Origin of the sequence: Vibrio ulleungensis (genome assembly GCF_016900875.1) — a bacterium.
In the GTDB taxonomy this organism is placed as follows: Bacteria; Pseudomonadota; Gammaproteobacteria; order Enterobacterales; family Vibrionaceae; genus Vibrio; species Vibrio ulleungensis.
On record NZ_JAFEUM010000002.1, the window covers coordinates 655,341 to 669,289 of the forward strand.

Here is a 13,949-nt window from a genome sequence, read left to right on the forward strand (position 1 = left end):
GTGTACACCTTAATTATAAGAACTCATCTGCGCCGCCTGAAAGCATAATCTCGCCTGAATCAGCAAGACGTCTAGCAACAGTAAGTACTTCTTTTTGAGCGGATTCTACGTCTGCTACGCGGACAGGAGGCATCGCCTCAATGTCGTCACGCATCAATTCTGCGGCGCGCTTAGACATGTTCTTAAAGACTTTCTCACGCAGGTCTTCATCGGCACCTTTAAGCGCACGCTGCAATACATCTTGAGGGACATCACGCAGCAATTTCTGGATACCTTGATCGTCCACCTCGATGAGGTTTTCGAACACAAACATCAAATCTTGGATCATGGTGGCCATGTCTTCGTCTTGATCGCGAATTTGGTCCATCAAAATACCTTCCACACTGTTGTCGAGGTAGTTCATGATTTCTGCCGCGGCTTTCAGGCCACCAATCTTCGCAGCTTGTGTGCCCGCTTGACCCGCAAACTGTTTTTCCATAATTTCGTTTAGCTCTGCCAATGCGGAAGGTTGTACTTCTTCTAAGTTGGCAATACGCATCATCAAATCTAGACGCACGCGTTCTGGGAACTGAGCAATGATCTCTGCAGACTGATCAGACTCTAAGTAGGAAAGTACCAAGGTTTGAATCTGTGGGTGCTCATTCACAATGATTGCCGCAACCTGACGTGGGTCCATCCATTTCAATGAATCCAAACCTTTCGAACCGGTGCCCAGTAAGATCTGTTCCACCAAGTTATTGGCTTTGTCTTCACCCAGTGCCGCGACCAACGTCTTACGCATGAAGTCTTCGCTTCCCATGCCAATGTTGGTGTATTTCTGAATATCTTCTAAGAATGCGCGGTGAACAGCCGTTACTTTATCATTATTGAGGTCGGCAACTTTTGCCATCGCACCACCAACTCTTTGAACCTGCTTAGGCTCTAAATGTCGAATAATGCCAGCGGCGTCGTCTTCATTGAGGCTCAGTAAGAGAATGGCTGCGCGCTCTTCACCCGTCAGTTCTGTGACATCAAAATCTATTTTTGCTACTTCGCCATTCATTGGCACTAACTCATCAGCCATCGGTTACCCAACTCTTCACTACTTGTGCTGCCAACTCTGGCTCATTCGCCACCAAGGCTCGTACAGCTTTTAATACATCTTCATCTTTGTGCAGGTTTGGCAGCTCAATGCCGTTGCCAAACTCAAACGCGTCGGCACCGTCTAAATCAGTACCGATCAATGTGGTCTCGTCGGTGCTTAGTGGTAAGCCATCTTCACCCAAAATAGAATCTTCTTCCGCTGCTGGGTTAAGCAAGCGGTTCATCGCAGGACGAATCAGCGCAAATACCACTACGATGATGACGAGTGCACTAGCAAACCAACGAACCCAGTCGTTAAATCTTGGATGATCCCAAATGGCGACATCAGCCAACTCGGCAACTTGAGGCTCTGCAAACTTCACGCTCAATACATTAATAAGATCGCCGCGAGCTTCACTAAAGCCCACTGTACCAATCAGTACCTGGCGAATAGCGTTCAGTTCACTGTCTGAGATCGGCTCATAAGTCACCTCCCCTGTATCCGGGTTGGTCACTGGGCGCTGCTTAACAGCAACAGAAACAGTTTGTCGATCAACGACGCCTGTTTGACGACGTTCGTGGGATATAGTGGTATCTAGCTCAAAGTTGCGAGTCGCTTCTTTATGCACAGAACCTTGTCCAAGCAGGCTGCCGTCTTTCATTTGCGCAACATCTTGCGGGATAGATGCGTCTGCTGGCGGCTGATTGCTAAGGGCACCCGGTACACCTGCAACCACATTGCCATTGTTGTAATCTTCGAGAGTGTACTCACTGCGTGTTGCTGGAGTATTTGGATCGTACTGCTTACGGGTTTGCTCAACAGCACTAAAGTCCAACTCGACCGCAACCTGAGCGGTATAGTTTCCTAGTCCAAGAATAGGAATAAGCACCGAATCAATTTTTTCTCTTAAGTCTTGTTCACGTTTCAGCTCGAGTTCTTGTTCTTTTCGACGTGCTGTCGCCGCCGCGTTCTGCGAACCCGAATTCAGTAGACGACCCATTTGATCTGTGACGGTAATTCGGTTGGGAGTCATCCCCGGCACCGCACTGGACACCATATCGACAACTGAATCGACTTCAGTTTGCTTAAGGGTGTTACCGGTTGCTAAGGTTAAAAATACTGAGGCAGACGCTTCTTGATTATGGCGAATAAACACACTTTGCTGAGGCAGTGCAAGAAGCACGCGCGCCTTACGTACTTGGCGCATCTGTTCTATCGCTTTGGCTAATTGACGCTCTCGACTTAGTTTTAGGCGTTCGGTTTCCAGGCGTTGTGACACGCCAAAACCCATGTCTTGCAGTAAAATATCGTCGCCTTCCTGACGGGCGCTATTCATGCCTGCACGGACCAACTCAAGCTTTAATGAGTCGTAGTTATCGACAGGGACATGTACGACGTTGCCATCGAGGGTGTAGGTGTGCTTTTGCTGGTCAAGATAGTCGAGTACTGGGATGAGCTCTTCGGTTTCGTAGCTGCCAAGTGGGCGCATTTCTGGCTCTTTGACCCAGAAGAAAACCATAACGATCAGTGCAACACAGATGGAAATTGAAAGCACCAAAACGACCTGACGAAGCAGATCTAAGTCACCCAGCATATCTAACTTACTGCTGACTTTTTCTCCAGAATCCAAGTCTTGTGAAAGCGATGTAGATGAATCAGACAGAGCAAGTTCGCTGCTGTCCATAGTTGCCCCATCGGCCACTGCTATTTCGGTTGAGGGGTTTTGCGCTGCCAAGTTGACGTCCCTTTAATCTTATAATAATGCTGAAAACTGTCGGTTTTACACCGGCATGTTCATTAGTTCTTTATATGCGTCAACAAGCTTATTCCGAACTTGGACCGTTGCCTCGAAAGCGACACTAGACTTGTTTCGAGCAATCATTACGTCGGAAAGTGACACATTGGGGTCGCCCAAATCAAAGCGGGTTTGAAGATCACTTGAGCTCTTTTGCAACTGATTGACATTATTCATGGCATTATTGAGCAACTCACCAAACTCCGAGCCTACTTGAGCACCAGTAGCGGGTACATTGGAGTTTGTTGCTTCCATTTTCATGGCTTGCATCTCGGTCATCATTGGATCGATTTTCATAGTCCCTCATTGGTCAATAGTTTGACTATCCTTTTACGCGTACTCTAAATAAAGCAAGGAGTATGCCAAGCGGAAAAGAATTGCCTATCTATATACTGAAGGCCGCCCAGAGTGCGATATAGCGAGGGTTCAGACAAAAAAAGGGCGGCAATAATTGCCGCCCGAAGACTCATTTCACTGAGTTAGCAGGGAATATCTATACCAGCATCACGCATCTTGGCCAGTTTGTAGCGAAGAGTACGTGGGCTGATGCCGAGCTTCTCGGCGATTTCTTTACGTCGGCCATTGCACGCGACCAATGTCTCTAAAATAATTGCGTACTCTTGATCTCGCAGTTCGTGACCTAAGCTTTCAGCACCGGCAACAGGTTGGTGAATATTAGTGGGCGTTTCTACAACAGGCGCACTTGGCTGCTCTATCGCTTGAGGTTTCACTGTCGGAGCTACGCCACTTTCGACCGCAGTTTGCAGTGATGACGCATCGCTCCAATCTACACCCTCTAGCAGCAAGCTGCTTGAATCAATTTGTCCGTTTTCACTTAGGATCAAGGCACGTTGAACCACATTATCTAGCTCTCTCACGTTACCTGGCCATTGATAGTGCATCAGTTTATTAAGCGCATCTTGGGTAAACTCAGGTACAGCCTGACCCATTTTTTGACAGTGTCGCGAGGTAAGATGTTTGGCAAGAGGAACAATGTCCCCCTGACGCTCGCACAAAGGTGGCCAGCTAATTGGGAAAACATTTAAGCGGTAATAGAGATCTTCTCTAAAGTTGCCTTCTGACACGTATTGCTTTAAGTCACGGTTACTGGTGGCCAAAACTCGCACATCTAGTTTAATGCTCTTACGTCCGCCCAATCGCTCAACTTCACGCTCTTGGAGCACACGCAACAATTTAGCTTGCAGCGATAGGTCCATTTCACTGATCTCATCCAGTAAAATGGTGCCACCTTGGGCCAGTTCAAACTTACCTGGACACGCTTGCACAGCACCGGTAAATGCGCCTTTTTCGTAACCAAACAGTGTGGCTTCTAGCATATTGTCTGGGATCGCTGCGCAGTTAATCGCAATGAAAGGGCCATCTTTACGTAATGATGCGTTATGAATATAACGAGACATCACTTCTTTACCTGAACCACTTGGGCCTAACACCATCACATTCGCATCGGTCTTGGCCACTTTGTCGGCCAGCGACAACAGCTTCAAGCTTTTTTCGTCTGCGACCACGGCATCGCCATTGTCGTCTGACTTAACCGGTGCATAACGACTGACCAAGTTAAGCAGTACTTCTGGTGCAAAAGGCTTGGCCATATAATCTATTGCGCCTTCCTTCATTGCCGTTACCGCATCTTCTATATTTGCGTACGCCGTCATCACTAACACCGGCAAGTTTGGCCAATGCTGTTTAATATTACGCAGTAGTGCTAAGCCACCCATTCCATCCATCTGCACATCGGTGACGACGACATCAACACTATTTGCTTTTAGCTTAACCAGAGCATCTTCCGCACAATCGGCTTCAATCCACTCATAACCGGCCAAGGCTAATGTATCGACTAGAGCTTCACGTAGCCCTTCATCATCTTCTACAATCAATACTTTGCTTTGAGCCATGTTAATCTCCTTGCTGCTCTTGGGTTGCCAGTTCTGCAACTGGCAGAGATAGTGTGAAGCAAGCGCCTTCACCTTCTCTTGATTCGAGTTCTAATCGCCCGTTGTGGGCGCGCGCAACCATTTGTACGACCGCAAGGCCAAGTCCAGTGCCTTGTGAGCGGGTGGTATAAAATGGTTCCATAATTTTGCTTTGTAGCTCTGCCGGAACGCCCGGTCCATTGTCTTGAACTGAAATGCGGATCTCGTCGCCCACCGCTCGTGCATACACGTCGATTTGCGACTCTTTTCCGGCTATTTGGATGGCATTGATTACTAAGTTACTTAGACCAGATGCAATCGCATTGACGTTACCCACCAACGCGCAATCGCCTTGTTCAACTTCAAGAAAGTAGTCGATGTGATTACTCTTGATTGAAGTTTCAATCATGGGGTTGAGCTCATCCATCAACGCTTGCAAGGTGAAAGGTTTAATCACCTTATTGTCGCCACCTTTTGCAAATAGCAACATATCATTGACCTGCTTTTCAAGATCTTGAAGCCTATCGACCAACTTACCTTGAAAGCGCTCTCGCATTGGCGGTGTCAGATTAGGTGCCCCCAAATTTGAGGCGTACAACATGGCACTAGAAAGTGGTGTTCTTACTTGATGAGCCAACGATGCCACCATCCGACCCAGAGATGACAAACGTTGTAAATCCCCGACTCTAGCCTGTAGCAGTCGAGTCTCAGTCAGATCGGTCACTAGAATTAACTGCCCAGCCGCAGACGCTGAAATCGCAAGTCTTACTTTTCGGCCGTTGCGAAGCGAAATTTCATGTCCATCATCATCTTGCGGGGCAAAAGCGACGTGTATGACGTCACCCCATTTCGCACCTTGCAATTCCATTTCAAGAAGTCGTTGAGCTTCAGGGTTGGCTTCTTGGATCACACCGTGATTATCCAACAATATGACACCCGCAGGCATCACTTCGAGTACCTGTTGATACTGAGCGACCTGAGCGTGCAAATTAGCAAGTTGTGAAGCGTTATCATCGGATGCTGAGTGGTGTGAAAGGTCATCCACGCTGACCGCCTGATTCATGTCGTATTTCCGTCTTTTAGACTATGAACGACTATAATGCATACAGCGTGCCAACATAATGCTATTATATATCAATGACTTATATGTAGGACAGGGAAATAAAAAAGAGTCAATGAATTGACTCTTATAGAATGGATGACGGTTAACTAGCGTTGTAAGTTATATTTACGCATCTTCTCAACCAAGGTCGTACGACGCATACCCAGCATATCTGCCGCTCGCGCAACAACACCGTTATGCGCTTCTAACGCCTGATTAATAAGGTTAACTTCTGCGTCTGCCAGCAATTCTTTTAGGTTCACCCCTTCTGGAGGTAATGATGAAGGCATGTCGAAGTTGGTCGGCTCTTGTTCTAGCATTTCATCTAAGGCGATGTTTCCTGCAAAAATGTTCGATAGCGCATCACGCTCTTGATCTTCAATGCTGGTAATGTCGTCGTTATACTCAGGTTGAAACTCTGGGATATCACTGTATCGATACTTCGTGGGAAGGTGATTCACATCCACCAGGCTACCAGGATACAAAATGATCATTCTTTCGACTAAGTTTGCCAACTCACGAACGTTGCCAGGCCAATGGTGCTCCATCAGAGAATTCACCGCTCTAGGTGTGAAACAGACTGGCTGTCCACCTTCGGCTTCCAATCGAGTGATCAACTCTTGAAGCAGCAGTGGAATGTCTTCTTTTCGCTCTTTAAGACTTGGCATTTCTATTGGAAACACATTTAGGCGATAGTAAAGATCTTCCCTGAAGGTCTCTTTTTGAATCATGCTGTCGAGATCGCGGTGCGTCGCAGCCACTATGCGGACATTCACCTTAATGGTTTGATTGCCGCCTACACGTTCAAAAGAACGCTCTTGGATCACTCGCAGCAGTTTAACTTGCATCGGCATCGGCATATCACCGATTTCATCCAAAAACAGGGTGCCGCCTTCTGCCAGTTCGAAGCGTCCTTTACGCGAAGTGATCGCGCCAGTGAACGCGCCTTTTTCGTGCCCAAATAACTCACTTTCTAAGAGATCAGGCGGTATCGCGCCGCAGTTTACAGGGACAAAAGGGCCCTTCTGACGAGACGAGTGATAATGAACGTTTCGAGCAACAACTTCTTTACCGGTCCCAGACTCTCCTAAGATCAAAACGCTGGCGTCACTACCAGAAACCTGCTCTATAAGGTGTCGAACACTTTGAATGCCTTGACTCTGGCCGACTAAACTGCGGAATAAGGTATTTTTGCGCGTCGCCGATGGGATTTGAATCCCTTTGCGACCTAAAAACTCTTTACAATGACGAAGTGCATCACTGAGTTGCGGATAATTAAGCGGGAGCTCGAGATCGCCGACGTAGTGGGTCAGTGAGTCAACTTCATACTCAGCTCCCCCTAAGACAAGCAGAGGGATGTGGCTTTGTGTTTGGATGGTGCCCACAACCGTTGCATAGTCAGCCGAGGTTGAGCAGTTACCCAAAATACATCCAGTCCAAACTGTCGAAAAGTCTACTTGGTTTAGATCCTGCGACGCGACGACTTGGCACTCTTCCCCAACAAAATGGAGAATCGTTTGAATGTCACGTTGTAGCTGTCTATCGTCTTCGATCACTAAGACTTTAGTGGCTGTATGCATAATGGATGTTAAAACCTTACCTAGACCTTAATAGAGTATGTAGCAAAAAAGCCACTTACAAGGAAGCGGCTATTTTATTTCATATTTCAATTAAGGCAACTCCCATCGGCATGGAAGTGAACCAAATTCTCAAATCTGAATGGTATTCGGTTAAATTCCGACCTCTGCAGCGGTCATATTATGGTATTCACCTGGGATCTGATCCCATGCTGACTTGATCTCGCGAATGATATCAATCACGTCATCAATCGGCTCTGGCTCGTTATTTTGATTGGCGTGGATAATACGCGCAATCATAAAGTCGTAGAGTTGGTCTAGGTTTTGAGCGATTTCTCCGCCATCATCCATAGAAAGACAACCACGTAAGCTAACGACAATGTCTAACGCTTTTCCTAAACGTTCGCCCTTAACCGCGATGTTACCTTGCAGCATCGCTGCCTTGCCTTGTACTAGACGTTCGATAGCGCCCGCCATCAACATCTGAATGACTTTGTGGGGCGACGCTGCCGACAGTTGACTATCAACTGAAACCTTCTTGTACGCCTGTAATGAACCTCGCATGTGTGTCCTCTTTATCTAAATCGTTGATACTGCTTTAGAGATTGATTGCCGTGTTGCACTCTCTGAGTCTGAAGACGCAGTATCGCAGTTTGGCTTTCCATCTTTTCAACAATGCCTTTCGTCCGTGCCAGCGCCTGCTCCCAAGCTGTAGATTGATACAGTTGTGGTAGCTGACGAAGAATCGTTGTTACTTTTTGCAATAACCGTTCCCGCTTGTTAATTAACGGTATAAGATCCGGTTGTTGCGTCTCGCTTTCACTTAAAACTTGTTCGATCTTGTGATCCAGATCTTCGAGAATCTCGACTTTGTCGTGCCAGCTGTCGATCAATTGCTGCTGCTCTATCTGAATCATAACCTTATCTCTCCGTGAAGTGATTGAGTGGCAAAGCGTTACCGCATTAAGCGATTTGATGCTTATAAGCTCACCTTCGCTTCATCGTTCTCTGTGATCGTTTGGCGGCTAAATTGAATTGCTGCGCCTTGACCTAATGACTAGCCTATCGTGTATTGCTTATTGCTAATCTAATTCTTTAATAGCTAAGCTAAACTCTTAACTATGCGTATCTTTTAACTAAGCTTCTCTCTAAACTTATTGCTAACCTAATGCATTCATCATGCCAGCTAATTGGCCTTGCATCTTAGACGTGGCATCTTGCATAGACGCAAACTTATTATGAGTACGTTCTTGCAAGGCACTCATACGGCGGTCTAAATTATCTTGCTGATCTCTTAAGCGATAATTCTGATCCACCAAACTCGATTCTCGAGTTCGAATTCCCCCAGTCACCCCTGTCATGGTTGCTACTGCGTCTTCCAGCTTTCTCGCAAATCCATTTGAGCCGGTGAAAAACTCATTAAGTTGAGTAAAGTTACCTGCAACCTGCTTTTCCAGCATTTTGTAGTTAATTTCTAAGGGACCTTCGCGGGTACTGGTGATACCAAACTCGGTTAATGATTTTAGGTTTTCAGGCGCGCCTTCAATTGGGCTGCTGATCACCGCTTTAATTTTTGACGTTGCATTTCGTACAACGGAGTCGCCAGCTAACGCTCCTTTTTGGCCACTCACAGGATCAACGTTCGACAGTTCACGAACGGTTGCGTCAAACTGGTTGTATGCTTGCACAAACTGCTCTATTCGGCTGACAACGCCTTGTACGTCGTATTCCACATTGATGTCTGACGGCATGTCGCCAGGTTCGCTCACCCCTTTTAGGGTCAACGAAATTCCATCGACAGCGTCTTCAATGACGTTGGTTTCACTGCTCAGTTGAGCAATACCATCCAGTGTAACCTTAGAGTCCTGAGCTTGTGAGACTTGCGCTAGGCCATCATAATTTTCGACAGATTGCAGTGCATTGAGCAGGCTATCTTGTGTCTCTTTAATGCTGTTGAGTTTTTGCAACTCTTCTTCAGGTAGGGCATCTACGCCCTCGAGCTCCGCTTGCTGCTGCGTTACGATGCCATCATCTATTGCTTTCGCCAGTACCGAGCGTTCGAGTTTTGCCAGTTCACCGCTGTCGGCACTGCTTTGCTCTAAAAATTGGTTGATCGCTTCCGCCTTGGCCTTTTGATGTTCAGTCCGCTCGATAGTTTCTAAACGTTCACGCTCTTTCGCTTTCGCTTGACGCTCTTGCGCCGATTCATAGGAATGAGTCAATGTTCCAGACGCAGAGTTGGTCCAGCCAGGTACGTCATTTTTCTTTTTTATTGCTGCAGGATCGAGCTCGGGCTTTCGCATCTCATACGAGTCGTTTAACACCCCTGCGGTCGATGCATTCCAACCGGGAATATCCTCTTTGTCCAATCCTGTACCGGGTTTATACGCCGCATACTGCTGGGCTTCTTTACTTCCCGCTGCGTCCCCATAGATAGTTTGATCGTTTGGATTCAGCGGGTTTGCCTCTGCGATGGCTTGCATTTTTTGCTGGTGCTCAGCATCCATCTGCGCCAATTGCTGCTTTAACTCATCGATTTTTTCGAGATTGCGCTGATGATAATTGCCGTACGAGGCAATTTCTTGCCCTAGAACGGTTTGATTAAGCGCTTCAACAGATTGAGTTTGAGCGTCTTCGAGGCGTTTCACACGCTGCTCAAGAGATTGGAAATTAAATTGCTGCAGTGCACTGTCAGGTGACGCGTCCACGGCAACAGAAAGGCTGTTTTTTTCACCAGATTTATCTGACGAAATAATCAGGCGCTGACCTTGGCTATCGTTGATAACCGAGGCCCGCACGCCTGGATTAGTTTTCGCATGGTTGATGCTGCGTACCACATCCACCACTTTCGAGTTGGGTTTGACCTCAATATCAAAATCTCGGTCTCCCAGTTCGATTTGCAGCTTGCCAGGCCCAAATCGGGTTTTGTCTTCCACCGGATGGGAAGCCAATTTGTGACTCTGTGCTAGCTGCAACACATCGACAGAGTATCTGCCCGCAATCGCTTCAGTACTTGCAGTCGCTGATACCACAGCTTCGTTATTAGATTCGACCGAGCGCAGAGCGAAGGCCTTGTCCATACGAAAGCTAGACATCATATAGCGCATGCTATCAAGAGATTCTCTGAGCTTGCCGTACGCGCTGAGATCCGACTGGATATCAGCTCGTTCATTGTCAATTCGTTGCTGCTTAGGTATGCGCTCCGAATCCACAATTTTGGTGACCATGGAGTTAATATCCATACCACCCGACATCCCTAAAGGGCTCAAACTCATTCAAATCACCTCAAAATACTACACACTCTCCGCTATTAAACCCGTAGAGTGCTCGGAGAGACGCTTCAATACTTCCAGCATGTCCTCACTCGGAAATTGTCTCAGGGTATCCCCTGTTTTGGCGTCATAGATCGTGACGACCTCTTTCCCAGTGTCTTCATCGATTCGAAAAGATAATCCAGTATTCATCGAGTCTACGAACTCATTGATTCGCTCAATAAGTGCGTCTCGCTCTTCGTCAGAGATGGGCAAAGCAGGCTCTTGTTTTAAAGATGCGTTGCTTTTCTCCAGCGCTGTTTCTCTTTCTTTCTCGACTTGCTGTATCGTTTGTAGCGTACTTTCCTTACTTGAAGCAATGTTCGTGCCACCAGATAAGCCGTAAGGCTGGACGTTCGATGTGTAAGATGAAATATCCATCACATTCTCCCTTCCAACTTATCAGTACTTGCGTAAGTATTTTCAACTTACCTTAGGCGTTAGCCCAGTAATGCAAGCGCTGAAGTCGGCGTCTGTTTTGCTTGGGCCAGGATCGAGGTACTTGCGTTCTGAAGAATCTGAGACTTCGCCAATTGCGTCGTTTCCTTCGCAAAGTCGGTGTCTTGGATTCGACTTCTTGATGCATTTACATTCTCGTTAATGCTATCCAAGTTATTGATCGCATGACCAAATCGATTCTGAAACGCACCCAATTCAGCACGTTGACTGTCCACACTTTGTAGTGCCGCATCGATAACAGCAACCGCTTGTTGCGATCCTGCAATCGTTGTGACGTCAACATCATCCACAGTCACAGCTTGCTGAGCACCAAAATCAAAGGTACTTGCTAGGCTGCCACTTACGGTGACACCACTTTGAACATTACGGTTAGAGGCAAACAGCTGCATTGTGCCGTCTTCACCAACCGATGCTGAAATGTCGTCAACCTGACCATTAATGTACGTGGCTAGGTTCTCAATATCGTCACCTTCTTTGGCATTAACGGTGACGCTTTGTGCGTTACCTTCGGTGTCGGTGTAGTCAAACGTAATGTCTTCACCAGCGCCTACACGCCAATCTTTCGTGACTGAGTTTTGAGCAACATAAGCATTACCACCCATCTCGGATTCATCAGAACGCATACTACGAATAGTTAGTGCGACCGCTTCACCACTGTTCGAACCAATTTGGAACGACTGAGTGCCATAATTACCGTTCAAAAGGCGTTTTCCGCCAAACGATGTTGTTTCTGCAATACGATTCAGTTCACTGTTAAGCGCTGTTACTTCTTCATTCAGCGCTCGACGTTCATGGATACTGTTTGAACCATTCGCGGATTGCAGCGAAAGGTCACGCATGCGTTGCAAAATATTGGTGGTTTCTTTCATCCCGCCTTCGGCAGTTTGAGCAATCGAAATACCATCATTTGCGTTGCGAACTGCTGTTTCCAAACCGCGACTTTGAGAGTTCAAACGGTTTGTAATTTGCAGTCCTGCTGCGTCGTCCTTGGCACTGTTGATACGGTAACCAGACGACAAACGTTCCATAGACTTCGTCGTATCGGCTGCAGCGTTATTTAGATGACGCTGCGCCGTCATTGCAGACACATTCGTGTTTACATTTATTGCCATAGTGATCTCCTTTTGGCTTTGGTCTAAACGCGCTAAACGGCTCTCACCCCGTCACCACACATTTATTTTTCTCTCGTCATTTGTAACGGCCAAAAACCAACGAACTTTAGGTAAATCATTAGAATTAAAGAAAATAAACGACGTATTTTTACACAAACAGAATCGTATTCATGAGATTGATAATGATCTAATGAGCGTCCGTAACTTAATTATCCGACGATGTGTTTTGACACATATATCAGCGAACTGAGAGACACATCAGAGCGGCAATAAGGGGGAAAAGATACTCAATGTCGGGCATAAAAAAATCCGGTGCTTATGGCGGGCACCGGATTTGGGAGACTTTGTTTGCTTACGAGGAGCTTTGAGGACTCTCGATTATAGCAAGCTAAGTGCTTGGTTTGGCGCAGCTTTCGCTTGTGCCAAAATTGAAGTAGACGCTTGTTGCAATATTTGAGACTTGGTCATAGCCGTAGTTTCTTTTGCAAAGTCAGTGTCTTTGATGCGGCTCTTAGACGCATTAACGTTTTCGTTGATGTTATCTAAGTTGTTGATTGCATGATCAAAACGGTTTTGGAATGCACCAAGTTCTGCACGATGGCTGTCCACAGACTTCATCGCGTTATCAATTACAGAAACGGCTTGCTGTGCCCCTGCAACACTGGTTACATCCAAAGATGCAACGCTTGAATCGGTACCTGCACCCATCGCTAGGTCAGAACCAAGCGTACCGGAAAAAGAAACCGCTTGAGCTGTATCGATGTTGTTGCTACCAGCGAAAACTTGCAGTGTACCGTCCTCTCCAACGGATGCTTGCAAATCTTGTGTCTGACCATTGATGTATGTCGCTAGTTGCTCAATATCATCGCCTTCTTTGGCCGTGATACTCACGGTTTGAGCATTGCCAGCTTTATCGGTGTAGCCGATGTCCAATTGATCGGTACCTGCTTGTACAGACCAATCAGCGTCTTTTGCACTACCCGATACAAACGATTTACCGCTCATTTCTGCTGTATCTGAACGCATATTGTTCAGAGTCAATTGTACTGCTTCACCACTATTTGCGCCGATTTGGAACGATTTGGTCCCGTACGTGCCGTTAAGTAGACGATTACCACCAAATGACGTTGTCTCTGCGATTCGGTTTAATTCGTTGTTAAGTGCACCAATCTCTTCTTGAATCGCAACACGCTCAGTTTTTGAGTTTGAGCCGTTTGCAGATTGTAGAGAAAGGTCACGCATGCGTTGCAGGATGTTAGTGCTTTCATTCATTGCACCTTCAGCCGTTTGCGCAATCGAGATACCGTCATTGGCATTTCGTACTGCTACGTCTAGACCACGGCTTTGCGAATTCAAGCGATTCGAAATTTGCAGACCTGCAGCATCATCTTTTGCACTGTTAATGCGGAAGCCAGATGACAATCTCTCCATGGAGTTTTGCGTATCTGCCGAAGCACTGTTCAAATGACGTTGCGCGGTCATCGCGGCGACATTGGTATTTACTGATATAGACATAAGATTGTCTCCAATTGATTTTCCATTTAAATACGGCTTCCGACGTCTCGGAAAACCAAATCGTTCTCTCAAAGTTATATCTAT

12 protein-coding genes are annotated in these 13,949 nt (G+C 46.7%); all 12 read right to left on the reverse strand.

The genetic code is table 11. The features are described from left to right. Nucleotides 1–13: 13 nt before the first annotated feature. The 12 genes from fliG to JQC93_RS07925 all read right to left on the reverse strand — a co-directional run bounded on the left by fliG (nucleotide 14) and on the right by JQC93_RS07925 (nucleotide 13,865). On the reverse strand, nucleotides 14–1,063 hold the full coding sequence (fliG, locus tag JQC93_RS07870) for a flagellar motor switch protein FliG (RefSeq protein ID WP_205157903.1): 1,050 nt from the start codon (nucleotides 1,061–1,063) through the stop codon (nucleotides 14–16). Continuing rightward, nucleotides 1,056–2,798 (reverse strand): flagellar basal-body MS-ring/collar protein FliF, encoded by a 1,743-nt coding sequence (gene fliF, locus JQC93_RS07875; protein ID WP_205157904.1) that lies wholly within the window; start codon nucleotides 2,796–2,798, stop codon nucleotides 1,056–1,058. Before fliF ends, fliG begins: the two co-directional genes overlap by 8 nt. A 45-nt stretch (nucleotides 2,799–2,843) precedes the next feature. Further along, on the reverse strand, nucleotides 2,844–3,155 hold the full coding sequence (gene fliE / locus JQC93_RS07880) for a flagellar hook-basal body complex protein FliE (RefSeq protein ID WP_205157905.1): 312 nt from the start codon (nucleotides 3,153–3,155) through the stop codon (nucleotides 2,844–2,846). Between the two features lie 182 nt (nucleotides 3,156–3,337). Further along, nucleotides 3,338–4,771 carry a sigma-54-dependent transcriptional regulator gene (locus tag JQC93_RS07885; RefSeq protein WP_205157906.1) on the reverse strand — a complete coding sequence of 478 codons (1,434 nt, stop codon included), beginning with the start codon at nucleotides 4,769–4,771 and terminating at the stop codon, nucleotides 3,338–3,340. 1 nt (nucleotide 4,772) lies between these two features. Then, nucleotides 4,773–5,852, reverse strand: a complete 1,080-nt coding sequence (locus JQC93_RS07890) for a sensor histidine kinase (RefSeq protein ID WP_205157907.1) — start codon at nucleotides 5,850–5,852, stop codon at nucleotides 4,773–4,775. A 146-nt stretch (nucleotides 5,853–5,998) separates the two neighbouring features. Further along, complete coding sequence (locus tag JQC93_RS07895; RefSeq protein ID WP_205157908.1) at nucleotides 5,999–7,471, reverse strand: sigma-54 dependent transcriptional regulator; 1,473 nt, start codon at nucleotides 7,469–7,471, stop codon at nucleotides 5,999–6,001. A gap of 150 nt (nucleotides 7,472–7,621) precedes the next feature. Continuing rightward, nucleotides 7,622–8,032, reverse strand: a complete 411-nt coding sequence (gene fliS / locus JQC93_RS07900; protein WP_205157909.1) for a flagellar export chaperone FliS — start codon at nucleotides 8,030–8,032, stop codon at nucleotides 7,622–7,624. A gap of 11 nt (nucleotides 8,033–8,043) precedes the next feature. Then, entirely contained in the window at nucleotides 8,044–8,385 is a 342-nt protein-coding gene (locus JQC93_RS07905) for a flagellar protein FliT (RefSeq protein WP_205157910.1), read from the reverse strand. 243 nt (nucleotides 8,386–8,628) lie between these two features. Further along, a complete protein-coding gene (fliD, locus tag JQC93_RS07910) occupies nucleotides 8,629–10,743 on the reverse strand; it encodes a flagellar filament capping protein FliD (RefSeq protein WP_205157911.1) in 2,115 nt (704 codons plus the stop codon). Between the two features lie 18 nt (nucleotides 10,744–10,761). Then, entirely contained in the window at nucleotides 10,762–11,160 is a 399-nt protein-coding gene (locus JQC93_RS07915; protein WP_205157912.1) for a flagellar protein FlaG, read from the reverse strand. Nucleotides 11,161–11,219: 59 nt separating this feature from the next. Then, nucleotides 11,220–12,350, reverse strand: a complete 1,131-nt coding sequence (locus tag JQC93_RS07920; RefSeq protein ID WP_084887098.1) for a flagellin — start codon at nucleotides 12,348–12,350, stop codon at nucleotides 11,220–11,222. A gap of 378 nt (nucleotides 12,351–12,728) precedes the next feature. Beyond that, nucleotides 12,729–13,865 (reverse strand): flagellin, encoded by a 1,137-nt coding sequence (locus tag JQC93_RS07925; protein WP_205157913.1) that lies wholly within the window; start codon nucleotides 13,863–13,865, stop codon nucleotides 12,729–12,731. Nucleotides 13,866–13,949: the final 84 nt, after the last annotated feature.

Excerpts from the sequence above, each read along its gene's own strand:
- JQC93_RS07925 (WP_205157913.1), bottom strand. The coding sequence starts at position 13,865 with ATGTCTATATCAGTAAATACCAATGTCGCCGCGATGACCGCGCAACGT.
- fliS (WP_205157909.1), bottom strand. The coding sequence starts at position 8,032 with ATGCGAGGTTCATTACAGGCGTACAAGAAGGTTTCAGTTGATAGTCAA.
- fliE (WP_205157905.1), bottom strand. The coding sequence starts at position 3,155 with ATGAAAATCGATCCAATGATGACCGAGATGCAAGCCATGAAAATGGAA.
- fliD (WP_205157911.1), bottom strand. The coding sequence starts at position 10,743 with ATGAGTTTGAGCCCTTTAGGGATGTCGGGTGGTATGGATATTAACTCC.
- fliG (WP_205157903.1), bottom strand. The coding sequence starts at position 1,063 with ATGGCTGATGAGTTAGTGCCAATGAATGGCGAAGTAGCAAAAATAGAT.
- JQC93_RS07895 (WP_205157908.1), bottom strand. The coding sequence starts at position 7,471 with ATGCATACAGCCACTAAAGTCTTAGTGATCGAAGACGATAGACAGCTA.
- JQC93_RS07920 (WP_084887098.1), bottom strand. The coding sequence starts at position 12,350 with ATGGCAATAAATGTAAACACGAATGTGTCTGCAATGACGGCGCAGCGT.
- JQC93_RS07890 (WP_205157907.1), bottom strand. The coding sequence starts at position 5,852 with ATGAATCAGGCGGTCAGCGTGGATGACCTTTCACACCACTCAGCATCC.
- JQC93_RS07885 (WP_205157906.1), bottom strand. The coding sequence starts at position 4,771 with ATGGCTCAAAGCAAAGTATTGATTGTAGAAGATGATGAAGGGCTACGT.
- JQC93_RS07905 (WP_205157910.1), bottom strand. The coding sequence starts at position 8,385 with ATGATTCAGATAGAGCAGCAGCAATTGATCGACAGCTGGCACGACAAA.
- JQC93_RS07915 (WP_205157912.1), bottom strand. The coding sequence starts at position 11,160 with ATGGATATTTCATCTTACACATCGAACGTCCAGCCTTACGGCTTATCT.